The organism is Variovorax paradoxus (genome assembly GCF_024734665.1).
Classification (GTDB): domain Bacteria; phylum Pseudomonadota; class Gammaproteobacteria; order Burkholderiales; family Burkholderiaceae_C; genus Variovorax.
In genome coordinates, this window is record NZ_CP102931.1 from 76,333 (window position 1) to 97,747 (window position 21,415).

General features: G+C 67.5%; 22 protein-coding genes. 8 read left to right on the top strand and 14 right to left on the bottom strand.

Going from position 1 to position 21,415, the window contains the following annotated elements:
• Positions 1–147: 147 nt before the first annotated feature.
• Positions 148–2,166 (top strand): elongation factor G, encoded by a 2,019-nt coding sequence (gene fusA / locus NWF24_RS00290; protein ID WP_258352431.1) that lies wholly within the window; start codon positions 148–150, stop codon positions 2,164–2,166.
• 306 nt (positions 2,167–2,472) lie between these two features.
• On the opposite strand, the gene NWF24_RS00295 is transcribed toward fusA, so the two are convergent.
• The 6 genes from NWF24_RS00295 to NWF24_RS00320 all read right to left on the bottom strand — a co-directional run bounded on the left by NWF24_RS00295 (position 2,473) and on the right by NWF24_RS00320 (position 8,823).
• On the bottom strand, positions 2,473–3,615 hold the full coding sequence (locus NWF24_RS00295; RefSeq protein ID WP_258352432.1) for a zinc-binding dehydrogenase: 1,143 nt from the start codon (positions 3,613–3,615) through the stop codon (positions 2,473–2,475).
• Positions 3,616–3,702: 87 nt separating this feature from the next.
• Positions 3,703–4,278, bottom strand: coding sequence for a dual specificity protein phosphatase family protein (locus tag NWF24_RS00300; RefSeq protein WP_258352433.1), 576 nt, complete (start codon positions 4,276–4,278; stop codon positions 3,703–3,705).
• Complete coding sequence (locus tag NWF24_RS00305; protein ID WP_258352434.1) at positions 4,275–4,766, bottom strand: hypothetical protein; 492 nt, start codon at positions 4,764–4,766, stop codon at positions 4,275–4,277. Before NWF24_RS00305 ends, NWF24_RS00300 begins: the two co-directional genes overlap by 4 nt.
• Positions 4,763–5,917: an MGDG synthase family glycosyltransferase gene (locus NWF24_RS00310; RefSeq protein WP_258352435.1), complete on the bottom strand. Its 1,155-nt coding sequence runs from the start codon at positions 5,915–5,917 to the stop codon at positions 4,763–4,765. Before NWF24_RS00310 ends, NWF24_RS00305 begins: the two co-directional genes overlap by 4 nt.
• 323 nt (positions 5,918–6,240) lie before the next feature.
• A complete protein-coding gene (locus tag NWF24_RS00315) occupies positions 6,241–7,686 on the bottom strand; it encodes a nicotinate phosphoribosyltransferase (protein ID WP_258352436.1) in 1,446 nt (481 codons plus the stop codon).
• 66 nt (positions 7,687–7,752) lie between these two features.
• Complete coding sequence (locus NWF24_RS00320; protein WP_258352437.1) at positions 7,753–8,823, bottom strand: bifunctional nicotinamide-nucleotide adenylyltransferase/Nudix hydroxylase; 1,071 nt, start codon at positions 8,821–8,823, stop codon at positions 7,753–7,755.
• 82 nt (positions 8,824–8,905) lie between these two features.
• On the opposite strand from NWF24_RS00320, the gene NWF24_RS00325 reads away from it, so the two are divergent.
• The 5 genes from NWF24_RS00325 to NWF24_RS00345 all read left to right on the top strand — a co-directional run bounded on the left by NWF24_RS00325 (position 8,906) and on the right by NWF24_RS00345 (position 13,526).
• Positions 8,906–9,739 (top strand): pseudouridine synthase, encoded by an 834-nt coding sequence (locus NWF24_RS00325; protein ID WP_258352438.1) that lies wholly within the window; start codon positions 8,906–8,908, stop codon positions 9,737–9,739.
• Positions 9,706–10,821 (top strand): winged helix DNA-binding domain-containing protein, encoded by a 1,116-nt coding sequence (locus tag NWF24_RS00330; protein ID WP_258352439.1) that lies wholly within the window; start codon positions 9,706–9,708, stop codon positions 10,819–10,821. Before NWF24_RS00325 ends, NWF24_RS00330 begins: the two co-directional genes overlap by 34 nt.
• 142 nt (positions 10,822–10,963) lie before the next feature.
• Positions 10,964–11,620, top strand: coding sequence for a response regulator (locus tag NWF24_RS00335; protein WP_258352440.1), 657 nt, complete (start codon positions 10,964–10,966; stop codon positions 11,618–11,620).
• A complete protein-coding gene (locus NWF24_RS00340) occupies positions 11,617–12,999 on the top strand; it encodes a sensor histidine kinase (protein ID WP_258352441.1) in 1,383 nt (460 codons plus the stop codon). The genes NWF24_RS00335 and NWF24_RS00340 overlap by 4 nt, the downstream gene beginning before the upstream one ends.
• Before the next feature lie 188 nt (positions 13,000–13,187).
• Positions 13,188–13,526, top strand: coding sequence for a hypothetical protein (locus NWF24_RS00345; protein WP_093179764.1), 339 nt, complete (start codon positions 13,188–13,190; stop codon positions 13,524–13,526).
• A 38-nt stretch (positions 13,527–13,564) separates the two neighbouring features.
• Here the strand turns inward: NWF24_RS00345 and aqpZ are convergent, their stop codons facing one another.
• Together aqpZ and NWF24_RS00355 are read right to left on the bottom strand one after the other, a co-directional pair.
• On the bottom strand, positions 13,565–14,272 hold the full coding sequence (aqpZ, locus tag NWF24_RS00350; protein ID WP_093058653.1) for an aquaporin Z: 708 nt from the start codon (positions 14,270–14,272) through the stop codon (positions 13,565–13,567).
• 164 nt (positions 14,273–14,436) lie between these two features.
• Positions 14,437–15,447: a zinc-dependent alcohol dehydrogenase family protein gene (locus NWF24_RS00355; RefSeq protein ID WP_258352442.1), complete on the bottom strand. Its 1,011-nt coding sequence runs from the start codon at positions 15,445–15,447 to the stop codon at positions 14,437–14,439.
• Positions 15,448–15,547: 100 nt separating this feature from the next.
• On the opposite strand from NWF24_RS00355, the gene NWF24_RS00360 reads away from it, so the two are divergent.
• Positions 15,548–16,459, top strand: coding sequence for a LysR family transcriptional regulator (locus tag NWF24_RS00360; protein ID WP_258352443.1), 912 nt, complete (start codon positions 15,548–15,550; stop codon positions 16,457–16,459).
• 52 nt (positions 16,460–16,511) lie between these two features.
• Positions 16,512–17,552, top strand: coding sequence for an ABC transporter substrate-binding protein (locus tag NWF24_RS00365; RefSeq protein WP_258352444.1), 1,041 nt, complete (start codon positions 16,512–16,514; stop codon positions 17,550–17,552).
• Here NWF24_RS00365 and NWF24_RS00370 read toward each other — a convergent pair whose 3' ends face one another.
• The 6 genes from NWF24_RS00370 to NWF24_RS00395 form a co-directional block, all read right to left on the bottom strand.
• Positions 17,553–18,077 (bottom strand): DUF3761 domain-containing protein, encoded by a 525-nt coding sequence (locus tag NWF24_RS00370; RefSeq protein WP_258352445.1) that lies wholly within the window; start codon positions 18,075–18,077, stop codon positions 17,553–17,555.
• A gap of 103 nt (positions 18,078–18,180) precedes the next feature.
• Entirely contained in the window at positions 18,181–18,843 is a 663-nt protein-coding gene (locus NWF24_RS00375) for a hypothetical protein (RefSeq protein ID WP_258352446.1), read from the bottom strand.
• Positions 18,840–19,652, bottom strand: a complete 813-nt coding sequence (locus NWF24_RS00380; RefSeq protein ID WP_258352447.1) for a COG1470 family protein — start codon at positions 19,650–19,652, stop codon at positions 18,840–18,842. Before NWF24_RS00380 ends, NWF24_RS00375 begins: the two co-directional genes overlap by 4 nt.
• The gene (locus NWF24_RS00385) at positions 19,649–20,143 is read right to left on the bottom strand and encodes a hypothetical protein (protein ID WP_093080948.1); all 495 of its coding nucleotides are present in this window, start codon (positions 20,141–20,143) and stop codon (positions 19,649–19,651) included. The genes NWF24_RS00380 and NWF24_RS00385 overlap by 4 nt, the downstream gene beginning before the upstream one ends.
• Entirely contained in the window at positions 20,140–20,799 is a 660-nt protein-coding gene (locus NWF24_RS00390; RefSeq protein ID WP_258352448.1) for a hypothetical protein, read from the bottom strand. Before NWF24_RS00390 ends, NWF24_RS00385 begins: the two co-directional genes overlap by 4 nt.
• Entirely contained in the window at positions 20,799–21,404 is a 606-nt protein-coding gene (locus NWF24_RS00395) for a hypothetical protein (protein WP_097197740.1), read from the bottom strand. Before NWF24_RS00395 ends, NWF24_RS00390 begins: the two co-directional genes overlap by 1 nt.
• Positions 21,405–21,415: the final 11 nt, after the last annotated feature.

Below are 21,415 nucleotides of genomic sequence, written 5' to 3' on the forward strand. Positions count from 1 at the left end.
GCCGCCGCATCAGCAGATTGCACGACACCGTTCGTCGCTAGCCCTCAGGCGAATTTTTCTTGCCTGGGGCTGGCGCATGCCAACCAGGCCTTCGAAGCAGAGCGCGAAAGAGCGAGCTTCGGCCGAAAGAAAAGAGAGATTCGTCTTATGAACCCGAAACCCAGAAACCTGCGCAACATCGGCATCATTGCCCACGTCGACGCGGGCAAGACCACGACCACCGAACGCATCCTGTTCTATGCCGGCGAGAGCCATCGCATCGGCGACGTCAGCCGTGGTACGGCCCGCATGGACTTCGAGCCGCAGGAGCAGACGCGCGGCATCACCATCAGCAGCGCGGCCATCACGGTCCACTGGAACGCGACGCAGATCAACCTGATCGACACGCCCGGCCACATCGACTTCAACATCGAAGTGAACCGCTCGCTGCGCGTGCTCGACGGTGCGGTCGTCGTGTTCGACGGGGTAGCCGGCGTGGAGCCGCAGACCGAGACGAACTGGCGCCTCGCGGACAAGTACCGCGTGCCGCGCATCGCCTTCGTCAACAAGCTAGACCGCCTCGGCGCGGACTTCCCGCGCGTGGTCGCGATGATAGAAGAGCGCCTGGGCGTGAAGGCCGTTGCCGTGCAACTGCCCATCGGTGCGGAGGGTGACTTCCGCGGTGTGGTCGACCTGGTTGGCATGCGCGCGCTCGTCTGGGACAAGGACGATGCGAGTCAGCCGTACCGTGTGGCCGACGTGCCCGCCGAGATGCTGGCACCAGCACAGCGTTGCCGGGAGCGGCTCGTGGCGCTGGCGGTCGAACAGGACGAAGCGGCAATGAACGCTTACCTGAATGGTCAAGAGCCGTCGGCCGATGTGCTGCGCGCGTGCATCCGCAAGGGTGTGCTGTCCAGTGCCTTCGTGCCCGTGCTCGCAGGCTCGGCGTACCGCAACCGCGGCGTGGAACCTCTGCTCGACGCGATCGTCGATTGGCTGCCGAAGCCCGGTGAAGTGGCGATGGCTTGCGATCCGCAGGCGCCGTTCGCGGCGCTCGCGTTCAAGGTCGCCAGCGACGACCATGGCGCGATGGTGTTTGTGCGTGTCTACAGCGGCAGGCTGCGGCGTGGCGACACGATGCTCAATGCCGCGACGGGCCGCATCGAACGCGCTGCGCGGCTGTACGAAGTGCATGCGGACGACCGCATTGAGCGCGACGAGCTCGTGGCTGGCGACATCGCTGCCATCGTTGGGCTGAAGGACACGCTGACCGGTCACACGCTGTGCGACCGGAATCATCCGGTGCATCTGGAGGAGATCAGCGTGCCCGAGCCGGTGATCCACGTCGCGATCGAGCCGAAGGCGCATGCCGACCAGCAGGCGCTGTCGAAGGCGCTGCAGGCGATGCTGCGGGAAGACCCGAGCCTGCAACTGAGGCAGGACGCCGAATCGGGCCAGACGATCCTCTCGGGCATGGGCGAGTTGCAGCTCGATGTGTCCATCGAGAAGCTGCGCGCGAAGTACGGCGTCGAAGTGTCGGTGGGGCGGCCGCAGGTTGCCTACCGGGAAACGATTTCAAGAGAAGTGGAGGTGCACCATGTGCACAAGAAGCAGACCGGTGGCCCCGGTCAGTTCGCGGAGCTGAAGCTGCGTCTCGCGCCCCGTGCGCGTGGCGAAGGCATTGCCTTCGAGAGCCAGGTTGTGGGCGGCGTCATTCCGCGTGAGTTCATTCCTGCGGTCGAGGCCGGCATCCGCCGTGCCGCGCAATCGGGCGTGGTCGCCGGTTTTCCGTGCGTGGACTTCATCGCCACGCTGGTGGACGGCAGCCATCACGAGCGCGATTCGTCGGCGATGGCTTTTGAACTGGCCGCCGCTGCGGCCTTCCGTGAAGCGGCGGCGAGAGCCGGGCCGCAGGTGCTGGAACCGGTGATGGCGGTGGAAGTCATCACGCCCGCCGACTACCTCGGCGATTGCATCGGTGATCTGCACCGGCGGCGCGGCATGGTCCGCGGCCAGACGGTGCGCGGCAACGCGGCGGTCGTCGAGGCGCAAGTGCCTCTGAAGGAGATGTTCGGCTACATCGGCAACCTGCGCGCACTGTCTTCGGGTCGGGCGCAGTACACGATGCAGTTCGATCACTACGAAGTGGCGCCTGCGGGTGAAATGGCCACGCTTGTAAAGAGCTGATGGTCTTGAAAGGGCGGTCCGAGAGGGGCGCCCTTTTTTAATTTCTGTCTACTTTCGGGGTGCGTGCGAATGACACCGGGTACTCCCCTCCGCGAATGTCCCCCGGCCTTTGGCCTCCTCCTTTATTTCGCTGCGAGGAGCACCCGGTGCCATTCGCACATGGGCGCTGCCGTTGTGCTGGCCGATCAACAACTGCTCTGAACGATCACGCCGATGGGGTGCCTTGCGCAGCGAAATAAAGGAGGAGGCCGAAGGCCGGGGGACATTCGCGGAGCAAGGTACCCCGTCGGCGTGATCGTGCCCCCGTCAAGAACTCTTTCGGCCCGCAACACCCTTGTTCGGATTCAACAAGAACTTCTCACCAGTAGCCTGCTTCCCATAAACACCAATCGCATCGAGCTGCAGCGCCTCGACCAGCGACACCTCACGCGTGTAGTGGCTGGCAAACGTAGTCTTCAGTTCCGCAACGACACGCGCCTTCAAACGCTGCGTGCCGGCATCGCCGAGCTTCCCGAGGAACGGGAACAGCAGCCACCCGCCCATGCCCCATGCCATGCCGAAGTTGCGCACGAACTCCGTGGGAGCGCGGTCGAGGCCGCCGTAGATGTACACCTGCTTGTGCGTGGTCGAGCCGTAGCGGCTGTATTCCTTGGCCGTGCGGTTGATGGCCGCTTCCATGCAGCCGAGGATCTGCCCTGCGAGCTTGCCGCCGCCGGTGGCGTCGAAGGCCAGCGTAGCGCCGGTCTCGACCAGCGCCTGCGTCAGGTCTTCGAGAAAGGTGGGTGAGGTCGCGTTGCACACGTACTTCGCGCCCAGGCCGCGCAGCAGGTCTTCCTGCTCCTGCTTGCGCACGATGTTGACGAGGGCGATGCCGTCCTTCTGGCAGATCTTGTTGAGCATCTGGCCGAGGTTGGATGCTGCGGCCGTGTGCACCAGCGCCTTGTGGCCTTCCATGCGCATCGTCTCGACCATGCTGAGCGACGTGAGCGGGTTGACGAAGCACGAGGCGCCTTCGGCCGGCTTGGTGCCGTCCGGCAGTTCCAGGCACTGCGCGGCGGCAAGGCAGCGGTACTGCGAGTACATCGCGCCGCCGATGGCTGCCACGGTCTTGCCGAGCAGCGCCTGCGCGGCCGGCGACGATCCGGCTTTCACCACCACGCCCGCGCCTTCGTTGCCGACCGGCATCGACTGGTCGAGCCGCGCCGCCATCGCGGGAAGCACGCGCTCGGGCACGGTGGCGGTGACGACGGGGCGCTCGGCCGTGCCCGAAGCCTTGGCGGTGCTCATGTCGGCTGCGCCGAACAGCAGGCCCAGGTCCGACGGGTTCAGGGGCGACGCCTCGACGCGGATCACCACTTCGTGGGCCTGCGGTTCGGGAATCGGGTCGTCGTGCAGCGAGAGTTCGAGTTCGCCGCTGGCGCGAATGAGGGAGCGGATTTGCAGTGCCATGGAAGAGCCCTTTTCAGAAGGTTCGCAGATGGCCTGTGGCCACGGGGCGGCCAGTATAGGAGCGGGGTACGAAAGGCGCTGGCGCCTTCAGGACACTATGGGCACCACCGGGGCATGGGCCAGCGCATGGCGCATCTTCACCGGGTCGAGCCTCTCGATGTAGCGCGGAATGTTGCGCCATAGCGTGTGATAACCGTAGCCGCCGCGCAGCATCTCGTGGCGCGCGCTGTCCTTGTCCCAGTCTTGTACCGCCATGCGATACACCGCCGCGACCACGCCGGTGCGGTCGGCGCCATGCATGCAGTGGATGAGCACCGGGCCGTGCTTCTCGGCCTCGCGAATGGCGAGCAGCGCGCGCAGCACCTTGGCGTCGTCGATGGACCAGGTGTTGATCGGCACGCGCACCAGCCGGATGCCGCTGCCCGCGAAGACCTTCCTGTCGTCGTTGAAGGAGCGCAGGCTCACCACCGTGTGGATGCCCAGCGATTGCAGCGCCGCCATGTTGGCGCGCCGCGGCTGCGCGCTGCGGTACAGCGTAGGCGTGATGCGGTGCAGGTTCTCGACTTGCAATGCGTCCAGCGGATCGGCCCAGTGGCCGGGGCGCGGGTCGGCTATGCCTTCTTCTAGCGCCGCTGCTGCCTTGTGTTTCGTTTTCTTCGTCATTTCTTGCGCGGCCAGTGTCGCGTGACAAGGATCAGCAGCGCCACCGCGAGCCCGCCCCAGTAATCGACCGGCGCACCCCATATCCAGTGCTTGTGCCAGAACGCATCGACCGGGTTGAAGCGCTCCCAGCCGAAGGCCGGGTTGATGATGAACCAGGTGAAGTCTTCGCAGACCCAGAACACGATGAGGCCCGCTACCGCCAGCCCCACGTCGCGCCACGTCCAGCGCCCGTTGAAGGCCAGCGGCGAGAAGAACACCAGCGCCATGAAGGTGAACACCCAGGCGTGATAGCCCGTCATCGCACGGCCGCCCCAGAAGATGTCGAGCCAGATGTTGTTCTCGATGCGCCAGGTCGGCAGCGACGTGGCCCAGCCCGCGCTGCCTTCGATCTGGATCTCGGCGTTGGCGAAGAAGAAGGCCATGACGACCACCCAGACGAGATAACCGAGCGTGCGGGCCACGCTCGTCTTTTCGACGGCGCCGCTCACGCCTTGGCACCCAGCACGTGTTGCAGCACCGCGCGCGCCGCCTGCGGCTTGCCCAGCGCCCGGCTGCGCGCGGCCATGGTCGCGAGCTTGCCGGGGTCGGCCATCAGGCGTGCCACCTTGTAGTCGAGGCCGATCGCGTCGTAAGCCAGCCAGGCGGCGCCTTCTTCCATCAGGAAGCCGGCGTTGTGTTCTTCCTGCCCGGGAATCGGCGAGATCAGCAGCATCGGCTTGCCCAGCGCCATGCATTCGGACACCGTGAGGCCGCCGGGCTTGGTCACCACCAGGTCGGACGCGGCCATCATCTTGTGCATTTCGTTGGTGAAGCCGATGGCCACCACGCGGCCCGGATAGCGCCTGGCCAGCGCTTCGAGCTTGCCGTGTGCCTCCACGTTGCGGCCCGCCACGGCGATCACCTGGAAGTTGCCTTCCTTGCCGTCATGGCCACCCAGGCCGAGCACGCGCTCGACCATGCTGGGCAGATCACCGACGCCGGCACCGCCCGACGCCATCAGCAGCACGGGGCGCGAAGGATCGAGGCCTAGTTCCGCCGCACAGGTATTGCGCGCCAGCGCCGGCACATCGGGCTCGGAAAAAGCCGGCATCACCGGAATGCCGGTGACGTGGATGCGCTCAGCAGGAATGCCTCGCGCCCGCAGGCGGAACGCCACTTCTTCCGTTGCAGCAAGGTAGCCTGCCATGCCCGGCACCAGCCACATGTTGTGCAGGTCGTAGTCGGTGATCTGCAGCCACACGGGATACTCGATGCGGCCACGGTTGCGCTCGCGCATCAGCAGTTCGGCCGGCAGGAAGTGCGTGCAGACCACGGCGTCGGGCTTCTCGCGGCGGATTTCGCGCACCAGCGCGCCGGTGCTCAGCCGCTCGATGCCACGGCGCAGGCGCTGCGAGGGCGCGTGGTGCGGCGTGGTGTCGGTTCGCTGGTGCAGGTACGACCACAGCTCGGGTGCGCGGTTCACGAGCTGGATGTACCAGTCGGTGTAGACCTTGCGGAAGCCGCTGGCCACATGGGCCATCGCGTCGATGTGGACCGCCGTGCAGGGCGGGACTAGGTTCTGGGCGGTGGCGGCAAGCGCCTGTGCTGCACGCACGTGGCCGTTGCCGGCGCTTACGCTGAGGATCAGGAGTTTGGTCATGGATTCGGCGGTCTGGGCGGATTATGGCTATGCCGTGTGGCACAGGCCTTTGAGGGTCCGGGGGCGCGATCACGCCGATGGGGTGCCCTGCTCCGCGAATGTCCCCCGGCCTGCGGCCTCCTCCTTTATTTCGCTGCGCAGGGCACCCCATCGACGTGATCGTTCAGAGCGGTAGTTGATCGGCCAGCACAACAGCCGCGCTCATGTGCGAATGGCACCGGGTGCTCCCCGCAGCGAAATAAAGGAGGAGCCGAAGGCGGGGGACATTCGCGGAGGGGAGTACCCGGTGTCATTCGCACCCGCCCCGAAGGACCGAAGCAGCCTCAGAGCGGCGCGCGCGAGGTAACGAACTGGTTCACCCCGATGGCGGCGCGCTCACGCACAGCATCGAACGTGGTGCTCTCGACAATGCGCCCGTTCTCGAACACCGTCTGCAGCAGGTCGACCTGACCTGCCGCAAGCGTCTCTTCACGCACGGTGTTCTCGACGCCGCTCGCATCACGCACCAGCGCAAGCCGCCCCTTCTTCGAGGCCTTGCTCACATCGCCCACCGGCGACTTGTACACGTCGCGCCACTCGCCATTCACCTGCATGGCCGAGCACTTCATCGCCCACTGCATCGTGTCGCGGTTGACCTGCTGCAGCAGCCCGCCACCCATGCCGAAGGAGATGTTCTCCGTCGAGAAACCGTTGTGGAAGAAGTTCGACAGGCACAGCCGCAGCGAGTCGAGATTCACACCGTCGCCCTGGATGATGCGCACGTTGTTCAGTACCCGAAAGCCCTTGGCATTCGTCGTCGTGCCGAAGCGATCGGCCAATATCTGCGCCACCTTCAGCGTGGTCTCGGCCGGGTCGCCCGAGTCGGGCCGCACCACCAGCGTTGCGCCAGAGGCCACCACCTTCGCCTTCAGCTCGTCGCCCCAGATGCGCGCGCAGGCATTGAAGATGTCGTAGCTGTCGCTCACCACCGCAAAGGTCGCGCCGGGCTTGCCGAACTGCTCGACCATGTTGCTGTACGCGTCGGCTTCATGCTCGCGGCCCCAGCCCGTGATGGTGCTGTGCTCGGCCGCGGGAATCGAGAAGCCCGCCACGTCGCAGTCGTAGTACCGGCGCGCGGCCACCAGCGCGGCCAGCGTGTCGGTGCCCATGAAGTTCACCAGGTGGGCCATGCCGCCGAGCGCGGCCGATTCGAGGCTCGACACCCCACGCGCGCCGAAGTCGTGCAGCCTGAAGGCGATCTGTCCTTGCGGATCGTCGCAAGTCGCTTCGAGGTACCGCAGCAGTGTGGTGCGTGCGGCAGCCGAGAGCGTGGCGACCGTGGTGGGGTACCAGATGGCGCGCAGCAGCTCGGTCTCGAGAAAGCTCGTGACCCAGAAGAACTCGGGGTCTGTGTTCTCGATGGTCGCCAGCACGTTGTGCACCGGCAGCACGCTGCCTTCGGGCACCGCGCGGATGCGCACCGGCATCAGCCCGCCGTGCTTCTCGATCAGGCGCAGCCAGCCTTCGCGGTTGAAAGGCTCGCCGTGCGCGGCCATGAGCAGGGCGGCTTCTTCCACGTCATCGCGCGTCACCGGCGTCTGCAGATATTCACGCAGATAGGCCTGCAGGCCGAAGAACAACGAGTGACTAAAGATGCCGCCGCGCGATTCGATGTAGCTGTACACCGTCTGCGTGCCGGGTGGATATTGCATCCAGTGCGACACCTTGTAGGAGTCGGTGCGCAGCAGCAGGTTGTTGCCCAGGGGCGAGGAGGTGAGATTGCGGTTCATGTGAAAGCTCCTTTCACGTTGGCACCCGTCAACCAGGTGCCGTTCTTGCTGACAAAGCCTGGTCGTTCAGTTCTTGCCCAGGCCACCCAAAAAATGATTCGCGATGAAGAAGTGGTCTTCGTAGACGTGGTCCTGCATGTCGAGGAACTCGGCAATCGGCACCCAGCGCACCTCGGCCGCGTCGTCGTCGGCACGCACGTCTGAAAGACCCGTCCACTGGTTGTGCGCCAGCTCGAAGAAGAAGCCGTGCGTGATGGTGCGGCCGCGCTGCGAGCGGTCGGGCGCGTCGAACACATGGCTGGCCTTCATGCTGCCGTTGAGCACGGGCACAGGCACCTTGAGCCGGGTTTCTTCCTTCAGCTCGCGAATGGCCGCGTCCTGCAGCCGCTCGTGCTGACCGACGAAGCCGCCGGGCAGCGCCCAGGTGCCCTTGCCGGGATGGAACTTACGTTGCACCAACAGGATGTGGCCGGCCTCGACCACGATGGCGTCGACCGTGGTGTAGATCGGCGGAAAGTCGCTGCCCGCATAGCGGTACTTGTCGCGGTAGTCGACGAGGAAGGCGCGCTCTTCGCAGAGCTCCGCGTAGTCGGCCGTGGTGGTGAACTGTTCGAGAAAGGCCGCGGTGCCGTCGGGCAGGTCGGCGCGTGCGAGCTGGCCGCGGTTCTCGGGGTCGAAATAGAGGCCGCGCACGTCGGTGGCGTTCAGGCTTTCCACGCTGTTCTGGCCGACGAACTCCCAGTGCGGAAAGAGCTTGAGGTAGTAGCTCGATGCGTCCTTCAGGTGCCCCACCAGCGCCACCCTGGCCTTGGCGGGTGCATGGCCGTCCTGCACGATGAGCCGTTCGACCGCCGACTGGATCGACGCGATCCAGATCTGGTCGTTGTAGGGCGAGTCGCCCACGCCGACCACGCTCACGCGCATCTGCTCGGTGCCGCGCAGGCAGGCGCGCACCATGCGTTCGCGTTCGTCGAAGGTAAAGGGGTTCTTGACGCTGCGTGGCTTGCGGTCGGAGCCGACCACCACGATGACCCGATCGGCGGCGCGAAGGCCTTCTTCGATGAGTCGTTGATGTCCGAAATGAACGGGCTGGAAACGCCCGATGACGATGGCGTACTGGTACTTGCGTGTGCTCACTTGGGAATCCCCCAAAAAGGGCGCGATCAACTCGCGCTTGCGTTCAGGATAGCATCGGTGCCGCACATTGATCAAGCCTCCGATGACCGAGCCCTCTTCCCCCCCTACCGATGCCGTTCGCCTCAACAAGCGCATGGCCGAGCTCAAGATGTGCTCGCGCCGCGAGGCCGACGAGTGGATCGCCAACGGCTGGGTGAAGGTCAACGGCAAGCCGGCCGAGATGGGCGTGAAGGTCACGCCGTCCGACCGCATCGAGATCGACAAGGCCGCCAAGGGCCAGCAAGCGAACCAGGTCACCATCCTCATCAACAAGCCTATCGGCTACGTGAGCGGGCAGGCCGAGGACGGCCACGAGCCGGCGGTCACGCTGTTCACGCCGCAGAACCGCTGGGCGGAAGACAACGCGCGCTTCTTCTTCAACCCTCAGCAGCTGCGCGGCCTGGCGCCATGCGGCCGGCTCGACATCGACTCAATCGGCCTGCTGGTGATGACGCAGGACGGCCGCATCGCGCGCCAGCTCATCGGCGAAGACTCCGTGATGGAGAAGGAATACCTGGTGCGCGTGGCGTACCACGGCCTGGGCCAGCCCGCGCCCACCGGCCAGCTGGTGCGCATGGACGACGACGACCCCATCACCACCAACGTGCAGGCGGTCTTTCCACCGGCCATGCTGGCCAGGCTGCGACACGGCCTGAGCCTCGACGGCCAGCCGCTCAAGCCGGCGCGCGTCGAATGGCAGAACCCCGAGCAGCTGCGCTTCGTGCTCACCGAGGGCAAGAAGCGGCAGATCCGCCGCATGTGCGAGCTGGTCGGCCTGAAGGTTGTGGGGCTGAAGCGTGTGCGCATCGGCAAGGTGATGCTCGGCAACCTGCCAGTGGGCCAATGGCGCTACCTCGGGCCGCACGAGAAGTTCTGAGCCTGCGCGCGCTGAACCGCGCCACGCTGGCGCGGCAGATGCTGCTGGCACGGCGCAGGCTGACGGTGACGCAAGCCGTCGAACGACTGGCCGGCCTGCAGGCACAGGCGCCGAACCCGCCTTACATCGGCCTCTGGAGCCGGCTCGAAGGCTTTCAACGCGAACAGCTGACCGAAGCAATGCGCAAGCGCCGCATCGTGCGCATGTCGACGATGCGCGCGACCTTGCACCTGATGACCGCGAGCGACGCGCTGGCGTGGCGTCCGCTGCTGGAGCCCGTGCACCAGCGCGGCCTGCTGGGCAATCACAAGAAGGCGCTCGACGGCATCGACCGTGCGGCGGTGGTCGAGGCGGGGCGTGCACTGCTCGCCGAACGGCCGCACGCCAGCGCCGAACTCGGGCAGGCTCTCGGCCTGCGATGGAAGGGCCGCGAGACGGCCTCGCTGGCCGGCCTGATCCGCAACAACGTGCCGCTGGCGCATCTGCCGCCCGCCGGCACCTGGAACTCGCACCAGAGCGCGCTGCTGCAGCCTCTCGACGACTGGCTGGGCGTTATCGATGCTGTCCCGGCCACGCAAGACGACCTGCTGCTGCGCTACCTCGCCGCCTTCGGCCCCGCCACGCTGGCCGACGCCGGCGCCTGGTCGGGCCTCACCGGATGGAAGGCCGTGGCCGAGCGCCTGCGGCCGCAGTTGCGCGTGTTTACCGGCGAAGACGGCCAGGAACTGTTCGACCTGTCCCGCGCGCCGCGCCCCGACCCCGACACGCCCGCACCGCCGCGCCTCGTGGCCGAGTGGGACAACCTGCTGCTCTCCCACGCCGACCGCAGCCGCGTGCTCAGCGAGGCGCACCGTGCCCGCGTGTTCACCGTCAACGGCATCGTGCGCGGCACGGTGCTGCTCGACGGGTTCGTGGCGGGCGTCTGGAAGATCGAGCGCGCGAAGAACGCCGCCACCATGGTGCTGGAGCCGTTCACGCGCTGGTCGAAGGCCGACCGCGCTGGTGTGGAGAAAGAAGCCCTCGACCTGCTGGCCTTTGCCTCCGACGGCGAGGGTGAACGCCATGCCGTGCATCTGCCTTGAACGGGCCATGACCAGGCCATGACCCCGAGGCGCACCCGCCGTCTAAGCGTGCCCTAAGTATTCGTTTCTACGCTGCGCCACGGCGCAGACACTTCCGATCATCCCGGTCGCGTGCTACCTTGCGGCCGAAGGAGTCGCCGCGATGCGCGTTCTACTGGTGGAAGACGATGAAATGATCGGGCGCAGCCTGAAGCAGGCGCTCGAGGGCGCGGGCTGGTCCGCGGACTGGGTGCGCGACGGCGAACTGGCGCAGAGCGCGCTGGGCGACGGCGGCTACACCTGCGTGCTGCTCGACCTCGGCCTGCCGAAGCAGGACGGCACCGAAGTGCTGCGCCGCGCCCGCGAACGCGGCGATGCCACCCCGGTGCTGGTGCTCACCGCGCGCGACGGCCTCGACGACCGCATCCACAGCCTCGACCTCGGCGCCGACGACTACCTGCTCAAGCCTTTCGAATTCCGCGAGCTGCTCGCGCGCATGCGCGCCGTGGTGCGCCGCCGTGACGGCGCCGCGCATTCGCTGGTGGGCAGCGGCTCGTTGCAGCTGGACCTCACCACGCGCGAAGTGGTGGTCAACGGCGCGCGCGAGGCGCTCACTGCGCGAGAGTTCGCGCTGCTGCATGCGCTGCTGGAGCGGCCCGGCGCCATTCTTTCGCGCGAGCAGCTCGAAAACCGCATCTACGGCTGGGGCGAGGAAGTCACCAGCAACGCAATCGACGTGCTGATCCACGGCATGCGCCGCAAGCTCGGTGCGGATGCGATCCGCAACGTGCGCGGCCTGGGCTGGCGCGTAGCTGCATGACCGGAGCTCCGCGCAGCGGCGGCCGCTGGTGGCGGCCGCGCTCGCTGCGCACGCAACTGCTGCTGTGGCTCATCACGCTGCACCTGGGCGCGGCCGTGCTCACGGCGTGGTTCTCCTTCGAGGCCTACGGCAACCTCGTGCACAACGCGCTGGACGACCAGATGCGCCTGGTGGCCGAGTCGTACGAAGGCAGCGATCCGCAGAAGCTGCCGCACCCGATGGACGGCGAGGCCGCCTTCTCGCGCGGCGCTTTCATCGTGCAGATCTGGAGTGCCGACGGCCAGACGCTGCGCGCCACCTCATGGCCCGTACTGACGGTGCCACTGCAACCCCAACCCGGCTTCGGCGACGTGAACACGGGCACGCATGCGGGTTCCGACTGGCGCGTGTTCACCGCCAAGCCCGGCCCGCGTGCCGACCAGCCGCGCGTACAGGTGCTGCAGAACGAGGACTACCGCCGCCGCCGCGCCCTGCGCCGCGCAATGTTCGAAGGTCTGCCGATCGCGCTGCTGCTGCCGCTGGCGCTGCTGATCCTGTGGATCATCGTGTCGGCGGCTTCGCGCTCGCTGCGCGCGGTGGCGCGCGACGTGGCCTCGCAGGACGAGCGCAGCCCCACCGAACTGTCGCTCGCACGCGTGCCCGACGAGATCGCGCCGCTGGTGGGCGCCTTCAACAACCTGCTGACGCGCGTGCGCAATGCCTTCGCCACGCAGCGGCGCTTCGTGCAGGACGCGGCCCACGAGCTGCGCACGCCGATGGCCGCCATCGGCCTGCAGATCGAGAACCTGCGCGCGCACGTACCGGCCGGCGAGGCCACCGAGCGTTTCAACCAGCTCGAGGCCGGCGTCACGCGCGCGCAGCACCTGATCGAGCAATTGCTGCATCTCTCGCGGCAGGACGCGCCGCAGAGCCTCGGCAATGCGCGCGAGCGCGTCGACATCGAAGTGCTGCTGCGCGAGAGCGTGAGCCAGCTGATGGTGCTGGCCGATGCGCGGCGCGTGGACATCGGCTTCGAAGGCAGCATTGCCGCGGTGGTGTTCGCGCCCGCGGCCGAGCTGCGCAGCGTGTTCGACAACCTGATCGACAACGCGTTGCGCTACGCGCCCGAAGGCGGCGTGGTCGACGTGAAGCTGCACGAGGTCGAGGGCCACGCGGTGGTCGACGTGCTCGACAACGGCCCCGGTATTCCGCAGGCCGCCATCGGCCGCGTGTTCGATCGCTTCTTCCGCGTGCCCGGCGCAGTGGCCGGCGGCAGCGGGCTGGGGCTGGCGATTGCGCGCACGGCGGCCGAGCGGCATGGCCTGCGCATCGAGCTGCGCAATCGCACCGGTGGGCCGGGGCTGATGGCGCGCGTGCATCTGCCTGTGCTGCCGGCGTAGCGGAGGCCTGCCGGCACGCGAGGCACCTGCGGTCCAAAGTTTCAGGAAAAAGCGCGCCGCTCACGCGCGCCTAACTCTTCCCTCACATTCACCTCAGTCTGCGTGCCTAGAGTGCACTCAGGTCCTGCCACGCGCAGTTCGCGCGATGGCACGTGACCGGGGACAACCTGCAATCAGGAGAACACGTCATGCGCACTTCCTTCAAGCTTCTCGCCGTCGGTTCCTTTGCTGCGCTGGCAGCCATGGGCGCCGTCACCGCATCGGCCGAAACCACCGATGGTTCGGATTTCCATCCGCTGCAGATGAATTCGCCCGCGAACCCGGACGTCCAGGCCGGCGCGATGGCCGCAGCCCGTCCGAGCGGCACCGAGCCAATGGGCCAGTCGACCAGCGCACCCGCGATGAGCTCGACGATGCCGGTGGCCGACATCCAGGCTGGCGCCTATGGGGCGTCGCATCCGAGCGGCACCGAGCCGATCGGGCAATCGACTTCACTGCCGATGGTGAAGTCGGGCAGCGGCAGCTGAACTGAAGCTGCGCTGCCGGTGATGACGACGATCAGCGATCAGTCGTCGTTGCCGTTGCTGAGCAGGGCGCGGTAGATCACCGCGCCGATGATGGCACCCGCAATGGGCGCCGCCCAGAACAACCACAGTTCCGACACCGCATAGGACGGCCCGAACAGGGCCGGGCCCGTGCTGCGCGCCGGGTTGACCGAAGTGTTGGTCACAGGGATCGAGATCAGGTGGATCAGCGTGAGGCACAGGCCGATCGCAAGGCCTGCGAAGCCGCCGGCCGCGCGCTTGGCGGTGGAGCCGAGGATCACGATCAGGAACACGGCCGTCATCACCACTTCGCATAGCAATGCGGCCGTCATGCCGTACTTGCCGGGCGAGTGCTCGCCATAGCCGTTGGTGGCGAAGCCGCCGATGTCAGCGCCCGGCTTGCCCGTGGCGATGAGATACAGCACACCGGCCGCCGCGATGGCGCCGAGCACCTGCGCCACGATGTAGCCCGCGAGCTGCGAGGCCTTGAAGCGGCCCGCGGCCGCAAGGCCGATCGACACGGCAGGGTTGAAGTGCCCGCCCGAGATCGGGCCCAGTGCATAGGCGCCCGTCACCACCGTGAGACCGAAGGCCAGCGAGACCCCGAGCAGGCCGATGCCGACACCCGGAAAGGCCGCTGCCAGAACTGCGCTTCCGCAGCCTCCGAGCGTGAGCCAGAAAGTACCAATGAACTCGGCCGACCATTTTTTGTAGGTACTGTGTTCCATAACTCTCCATCCTGAAGTTGAGAAAACGCGCAATGCACGAAGCCGTGCGCGGGCGGATTCTAGGAACGCCAGGAGGGGGCGTCGAGCGTGTAATTCGTACTAACGGAACCTGTTCACGGATGGCGCGGCTTTTGTGCGGCGCCGCAACTGCGTTGCGTCTTCGTTCAGAGCGTCACGACGATCTTTCCGAACGCGCCGCGCTCGAGATGATCGAGCGCGGCGGGCAGTGCATCGAAGCCGTACTGCGCGGCAATCACCGGCTTGAGCGCATTTGCATCGACGGCGCGCACCAGGTCTTCGAGCGCGCGCCGGTGGCCCACGCCGATGCCCTGCACCGTCACGCGGCCCAGCACCATCGCATAGAACGACGCGCTCAGCGTCTCGCCGCCGAGCATGCCGATGATCGACACGCGACCGCCCTGCTTCACGGCCTGCAGCGAGCGATCGAGGTTGGGGCCGCTCGCGAGTTCGAGCACGTGGTCGGCACCGCGACCTTGCGTGAGCCTGCGCACTTCGGCGGGCCAGTCGCCGTCGCGCGCCAGCACGTGCGTGGCGCCGAGTGCCAGCGCCTGTGCGCGCTTGTCTTCGCTGCCCGTGACGACGATGGCCTGTGCGCCATGCAGCCGCGCGATCTGCAGGCCGAACAGCGCGACGCCGCCGGTGCCGTGAATCAGCACCGTCTCGCCCGCGCGCAACGCGCCGGTCTCGGCGAGCGCGAACCATGCGGTGAGACCCGCGCACGGCAGCGTGCTGGCTTCGGCCAGGCTCACCGTCGTGGGCGCGGCCACGGCCCAGGCGGCGTCGAGCAGCACGTGCGAGGCGAGCATGCCGGGGCCGGGCCCGCCGAGGAGCGTGGCCTCCGCATGCCAGTGGCTGTCGATCCAGCCGCCCCAGAAGGTGTTGACGACCCGGTCGCCGACGGCGAAGCGCGTTACGCCCGGGCCGATGGCCGCCACGGTGCCCGCCATGTCGGAGCCGGGCGTGAAGGGCAGCTCGAGCGCCATGCCCATGCCGTCGCGAATCATCAGCAGGTCGCGGTAGTTGAGCGACACCGCGCCGACCTTCACGAGGATCTGGTTCGCGCCCGGCATGGGCAACGGCGCTTCGGCCTGTTCGAGGTGGGCGCGGCCGAGCGTGGGGAGCTGCCAGCGGCGCAGCGTTCGAGGTTCTTGCATGAAAAAGACTCCGGGAAAGACGAGGAGCTTTCATGCTATTGACGATGCCAGATACCCGGTGGCGGATAATTTTCTTTTCACTGGTGCTTAAAAGTCTCCAATGGGCCAACGTCTGCAGGGCATCGAAGAATTCGTCGCGGCGGCCGAGGCGGGCAGCTTCGCGCTGGCCGCGCAGCGCCTGCATGTCACGCGCTCGGCCGTCGCCAAGAGCATCGCGCGGCTCGAAGCGCGCCTGAACACGCGGCTCTTTTTGCGCACCACGCGCAGCCAGAGCCTCACCGAGGAGGGCCACGGCTACTACGAGCGCTGCCGCCGCGTGCTGGCCGAACTCGACGCGGCCGAAGCCGTGACCGACGTTGCGCGCAGCACCGCCTCGGGCCTCGTGCGCCTGAGCATGCCGGCAATGCTGGGGCGGCTGAAGGTCGGGCCGCTGCTGCTGGCGCTGGCGCGCCGCCATCCGCAGCTCTCGCTCGAACTCTCGTTCAACGACCGGCGCGTGGATCTCGTGGAGGAGGGGCTCGACCTGGCCATCCGCAGCGGTGAACTCGCCGACAGCGCGGAGCTGGTCGCCCGGCCTGTCGGCATGCAGTGGATGGCGCTGTGCGCCTCGCCCGCCTACCTGGCCGAACACGGGCATCCCGCAAACATCGACGACCTGAAGGCGCCGCACGAGGCCGTGCTCTATGCGCGCGACGGCCAGATCTCGTCCTGGCGCTTCCATGATGCCGAAGGCCGTCTTGTCGACGTGACGCTGCCTTCGCGGCTGCGCTGCGACAGCGCCGAGGTGCTGCTCGAAGCCGCCATCGGCGGCATGGGCCTCGCGCGCTTGCCCGCGTGGCTTGCGGCCGATGCGCTCGCGGCCGGCACGCTGGTGCGCGTGTTCGACGAGCCGCAACCCTTCGGCTTCGCGCTGCACGTGATCCGCTCGCGCAGCCGCTACCTGCCGCTGAAGACGCGGGTGGTGATCGACTGGCTCGCCGAGCACCTGCCGCCGCTGCTGGCCGCGCGCTGAAGCGGGCGCTATCCTGCGCCTTCGAACAAACAACGACCGAGGAGAACCGCGCATGCGCCCATTCGCCATCCGACACATCGCCACCGCCGCATGCATTTCCACGGTGGCCCTGCTGGGGGTGTCGAACACCGCGGCGCAAGGCACCGTCAACGCGCTGTGCAGCACCGACGCGGGCTGGTGCGAAGCGGCGGCCACCGCATTCACGCGCGAGACCGGCATCAAGGTGCAGCAGGCCCACAAGGGCACCGGCGAAATCGGCGCGCAGCTGCGCGCGGAGGCCGCCAACCCCAAGACCGACATCTGGTGGGGCGGCACCGGCGACCCGTTCCTGCAGGCTGCTGAGCAAGGCCTGCTCGAACCCTATCGCCCGGCCTACATCAACGACCTGCACGACTGGGCGGTACGGCAGTACGCGCTGTCGCAGAACATGGTGGGCGGCTTCTACACGAGCGCCATCGGCTTCGGCTTCAACACCGACCTGCTCAAGAAAAAGAAGCTGCACGAGCCCAGGTGCTGGGCCGACCTCGTCAAGCCCGAATACAAGGGCGAGATCGAAATTTCGCACCCGGCCTCCAGCGGCACGGCCTACACCATCATCGCGGGCCTGGTGCAGCAGATGGGCGAAGAAGCGGCCTTCGAGTACCTGAAGAAGCTGCACAGGAACGTCACCAGCTACACCCGCAGCGGCCAGGCGCAGGCGCCCAACGTGGCCAAGGGCGAAGTGGCCATCGGCGTGAGCTTCATCTTCGGCTTCGAGCGCTGGCGCTATGACAAATTTCCCGTGAAGACCGCCGCGCCGTGCGAAGGCACGGGCTACGAGATCGGCGGCATCGCCCTCGTGAAAGGCGCGCGCAACAAGGAAAACGCCAAGCGCTACTACGACTGGCTCATGAGCCCCGCGGGCCAGGCCATCGGCGGGCAGTCGGGCAGCCTGCAGTCACCGGCCAACAAGACCTTCAAGCCGGACCCGCGCATCCCGTCGATGGCCGACGTGAAGCTCATCAAGTACGACTTCGAGAAGTACGGCAAGGCGGCCGAGCGCAAGCGCCTGATCGACCGCTGGACGCGAGAAGTGGAGTCGCAGCCGCGCTGATCAGGAGCAAGCCTTGTTGTGAGACGCGTGCATGCCCTTGGCCTTGGCATCGGCTTCGCTCAGGTACTCGCCCTTCTTGGTCTTGCCGTAGTAGCGGTCGCCCATGCAGTGATAGACCTTGGTCTCGTCGTTCGCCCACACCTTGCCTGCGCCGCCACCGGGAGCGGCAGCCATCTTCGTGAGGTCGGGCGAGCCGGGCGTCCTGGTGGCCGTGCCGGTGCTCGGTGCCACGCCGGTCTTGTCGACCTTGGCCGACTGGGTCTCGACCGCTGGTGCGGGCGCAGCTGCTGCGGCCGGCGCGGTTGCCGCGGCAGCACCAGCAGGTGCAGCCTTGCCGAACCAGGTCTTGATGCCCTTGTGACCGCGGCAGGCGCCCGACTTGGTGTCGGGCGAGGCATAGCTGCCGTCCTTGCATTGCACGGTGGTGCCGGCCGGTGCATCGGCGGGAACCTGCGCCTGTGCGCCGAGCGAGGCCAGGCCGAGGAAGGCTGCGACGCACAGCACGCGGGATTTCTTGTTGTTCATGCAAAGCTCCTGGAGGGGTGAAGGAAAAGATCCACCGCGCAGCTTTGGCGAGCGATCCCAGCGCCAGCTGACTTGCGCGCCGGAAAGAGCCGGTCAGGGCCAATCAGGGCGAACTGGCCGTGAAGGTGACCTGCCCGGTGTAGGTGCCGGCGGTGCGGCTGGCCAGGTTTGCATACGAGAAGGTCCAGGTCGCGGTGCGCTGGGTGACGAGGTTGGCGAAGCTGGTGCCCACGACATTGACCGTGGTGCCCGTGCCCGAGTTGGGAATCGGCGGCGCGGGCAGGTTGCTGTCGCTGCTGGCAATCGTGATCTCCGACAGCGGGATCGCGTTGGTCCCGCTCATGAGCGGCGCGGTCGCGGCGGCCCGCAGCGTCACCTGCCCCGCGTTGCTGCGCACTTCGACCGGCAGCGCGTTGCCGCTTGGCGTGACGCTGAAGGTCGGCGCCGCGCCGCTCCAGTTCACGGACGTGTTGTTGCCCGCGACCGGCGTGGTGGGCCCACCCGGGATCGACGGCGTCAGCACGAAGCTCACCGTGCTCGTGGTGCCGCCCGGCGTAGGCCACGCGCCGTCGCCGATGCGAAAGAAGATGAACTTGTCGATGGCGATCGTGAAGTCGAGGTTCACCAACCCGGTGGTCAGCGGCACCGAGGCGCTCGGGCCCACGGTGCTCGACGCGGCGTGCGTGGCTCCCACCTGCGCCATGCCGACGGCCGTGGCGAGCAGGCCCGAGAACGTGCCTGCCAGGGGGCCTATGCGGTGCGTCACTTGAGCTCCATGTCCACCTTGAAGCTGCCCTTGTCCCAGTCCAGCGTGCCGCTGGCCTTGACCGGGTAGGCGGGCTGCGGCGCGGGCTGGCCGCTCTCGCCCTTGGGCACCAGTGCCAGCGTGCGTGTCTGCCCCGGCAGGATCGGCGTGCCTTCGGGCACCAGCTCGAACGCGCGGCCCTTGCTGTCGGTGGCGTCCAGGCTGCCTTCGAGACGGCCGTGCGCGTCGCCCGTGTTGCTTACGGTCACCAGCGTGCGGCGTGCGCCGCCTGTTTCTCCGCTGGCGATCTGCTTGATTTCGAGCTTGGGCTCGGCGCCGTTGAGCATGACGTAAACCGCCACCGCGATGCGGCCCGTGACCGGCAGGCTCAGGCTGGCTCCGCCGCTCTGGATGACGGTCTGCTGCGCCGGCTCCGTGCCCTCGATGGCAATCATGAAGCGGCACTCGCCGCGCGGCGCGTCGGCCGGCGGATCGACCTGGAAGCGGAACGCCCTCTTGCTGCGTGCCGGCACCGACACGCTGCGCCGCTCCAGCACCACCCACGGCCTGCAGCTGCCGGGAAGCAACTCGTCGTGGTAGCCGATGTTGCCTTCGGCCGAATAGCTCCAGTCGATGGTGCGCATCGTCACCTCGGTGGCGGTCGGCGCCAGGTTGTGGATGTCGAGCGACTGCCCCAGGCGCGTGCCGGCCTTGCCCGAGAGTTCGAAGCGCGACGGCGTGACGGCCAGCTCGAAGGGCGCGGCCGTTGCAGCGCCGGCTACTGCCAGCAGCAGAAGGACGAGAGAAGAGGGAGAGAGAAAAACGTTCATGGCAGCGTTTCGATTTCGAAGAACGACTCGAAGCTCAGTGCCGAGCCCGAAGGCATGCGCAGCTCGCGGGGGTCGACGCGCAGCGTCAGCTCGAAGGTCTCGTTCATCCATGGCGCCTGGACCACGCCGTTCCACACCTGCACCCGGTCGCCGGGGCGGCCGCTGCCGCTTGCGAAGGCGCCGTTGCCGCGCCATTGCACCTGCATTCCGGCCGGCGAGCGCAGGCCCGCGACCATCGACGGAATCACATAGAAGATGCGCGCGCGCCGGCCCACGTGGGGGGCAGTGGCCAGCCGGTATTCGATGCGCCCGAGGGGCAGCACGACCATGTTGCCGTCCATCCCCTGGGCGTTGCTGAAATCGCTGCGCACCTGTGCGCGCGGGGAGGCCGAATCGTCGAGCCGGGCGACCGCCGCCCATGCGGGGGCGAGCGCTGCACCGCAGAGCAGCAGTGCAGCGGCTGGCCATCGGTGAAAGCGCAGGGAGGTCATTCCATCGAGGCCGTGAAGCGCACGGTGCCCTTGTAGTTGCCGCCTGGGTACACCACGTCGTTGTCGTAGGAGAACTGCAGCCGCGTGGCAGTCACGTTGCGCGACAGGTAGGTCCAGGTGCCGATGCCCAGGACGCAGGGCAGGCCGAGCACGCCGACGCAGAAGGTGGCGTTCGCGTCGTAGCTCGCGATCGACTGGTTGGCGGCGGTGGTGAAGCGGCCGCCCTGGATGTCGCCCGAGGCGGCGTTGCTGTTGTTCGTGGCCACCCAGCTGATCTTGCTGAAGGGAATGGTCGTGGTGCCGCAGCCGCCCGACTGGCAGCTCAGGGCGACGGAGGAATCGACGCGCAGCGTTACCGGCCGCGCTACGGTGGTGTTGGCTATGGGGCGCACCGGCATCACCCAGACGTCGATGGTCGGCGTGCCGGTCACTGCCGTGGGGGTCAGCCCGGCGTTGGCGCCGGTCACGCTGAAGGCCACCGTGTCGATGGTCGCGCCGGCCGATCCCACGCGCAGGGTCAGGCCGTAGGTGCTGCCCGTGTCGGTCACCGTGGTGATGACGGCATGCGCGGCCGGGGCGAGGCTCGCCGCCGACGCCATGAGCGCCGCGGCGGCGACCGCCTCGCATCGCCGGGTGTGCAGCCCGGAGCGCGCCATCAGATGCCCTGGGCTGTGTACGTGATGGTGTTCGTGTACGTGTTCGCAGCCCAGCCGGCGGGCGTGCCACCCAGCGAGTAGGCCCAGGTGCCAGTGGCGACCGCGTTCGAGGGGAACGAGGTCGAGGCGCAGGCGCCGAGGTTGGCGCCCGGGTGCGGCAGCGTGCCCGTTGCGGTGACGGTGAAGTCCGCGTTCGTCGGGCCGCCAGTGAGGGGCGCCCAGGCGCCCATGGCGCAGTTGATGGTGCCGGCGCCGGCGTTGGTCCAGGCGTACACGGTGAGCGTGCTCGCGGCGGACGTGGTCGTGACGGTGGGCGCCGCGCCGTTCCAGTCCACGTTGGTGTTGTTGCCCACCACCGGCGTGGTGGGCACGCCCGGAATGCTGAGGGCTGAAGTCCAGGTCACCGTGTCGACCGTGGTATTGGTCGAGCCGACGCGCAGCAGGATCAGCTTGGGCACCGTCACGCTCAGGTTCACCTTGGCCTGCGCCGTGATCGTGCCTGTGCCGGAGCCGTATTGGCTCTCGGCCATGGCGGGTCCTCCGGCAAGGGCGAGGCCTGTGAGAGAGGCGGCCAGCGCGAGGCGGGCAATGGGTTTTCGGGTCATGAAGTCTCCTT

Bases quoted from the DNA above. Each gene is read 5' to 3' on its own strand.
- NWF24_RS00360 (WP_258352443.1), top strand. From the start codon at position 15,548: ATGGGCCAACGTCTGCAGGGCATCGAAGAATTCGTCGCGGCGGCCGAG.
- NWF24_RS00295 (WP_258352432.1), bottom strand. From the start codon at position 3,615: ATGGCACTGCAAATCCGCTCCCTCATTCGCGCCAGCGGCGAACTCGAA.
- NWF24_RS00355 (WP_258352442.1), bottom strand. From the start codon at position 15,447: ATGCAAGAACCTCGAACGCTGCGCCGCTGGCAGCTCCCCACGCTCGGC.
- NWF24_RS00395 (WP_097197740.1), bottom strand. From the start codon at position 21,404: ATGACCCGAAAACCCATTGCCCGCCTCGCGCTGGCCGCCTCTCTCACA.
- fusA (WP_258352431.1), top strand. From the start codon at position 148: ATGAACCCGAAACCCAGAAACCTGCGCAACATCGGCATCATTGCCCAC.
- NWF24_RS00380 (WP_258352447.1), bottom strand. From the start codon at position 19,652: ATGAACGTTTTTCTCTCTCCCTCTTCTCTCGTCCTTCTGCTGCTGGCA.
- NWF24_RS00310 (WP_258352435.1), bottom strand. From the start codon at position 5,917: ATGACCAAACTCCTGATCCTCAGCGTAAGCGCCGGCAACGGCCACGTG.
- NWF24_RS00335 (WP_258352440.1), top strand. From the start codon at position 10,964: ATGCGCGTTCTACTGGTGGAAGACGATGAAATGATCGGGCGCAGCCTG.
- NWF24_RS00340 (WP_258352441.1), top strand. From the start codon at position 11,617: ATGACCGGAGCTCCGCGCAGCGGCGGCCGCTGGTGGCGGCCGCGCTCG.
- NWF24_RS00345 (WP_093179764.1), top strand. From the start codon at position 13,188: ATGCGCACTTCCTTCAAGCTTCTCGCCGTCGGTTCCTTTGCTGCGCTG.
- NWF24_RS00325 (WP_258352438.1), top strand. From the start codon at position 8,906: ATGACCGAGCCCTCTTCCCCCCCTACCGATGCCGTTCGCCTCAACAAG.
- NWF24_RS00300 (WP_258352433.1), bottom strand. From the start codon at position 4,278: ATGACGAAGAAAACGAAACACAAGGCAGCAGCGGCGCTAGAAGAAGGC.
- aqpZ (WP_093058653.1), bottom strand. From the start codon at position 14,272: ATGGAACACAGTACCTACAAAAAATGGTCGGCCGAGTTCATTGGTACT.
- NWF24_RS00390 (WP_258352448.1), bottom strand. From the start codon at position 20,799: ATGGCGCGCTCCGGGCTGCACACCCGGCGATGCGAGGCGGTCGCCGCC.
- NWF24_RS00315 (WP_258352436.1), bottom strand. From the start codon at position 7,686: ATGAACCGCAATCTCACCTCCTCGCCCCTGGGCAACAACCTGCTGCTG.
- NWF24_RS00330 (WP_258352439.1), top strand. From the start codon at position 9,706: ATGGCGCTACCTCGGGCCGCACGAGAAGTTCTGAGCCTGCGCGCGCTG.
- NWF24_RS00370 (WP_258352445.1), bottom strand. From the start codon at position 18,077: ATGAACAACAAGAAATCCCGCGTGCTGTGCGTCGCAGCCTTCCTCGGC.
- NWF24_RS00365 (WP_258352444.1), top strand. From the start codon at position 16,512: ATGCGCCCATTCGCCATCCGACACATCGCCACCGCCGCATGCATTTCC.
- NWF24_RS00385 (WP_093080948.1), bottom strand. From the start codon at position 20,143: ATGACCTCCCTGCGCTTTCACCGATGGCCAGCCGCTGCACTGCTGCTC.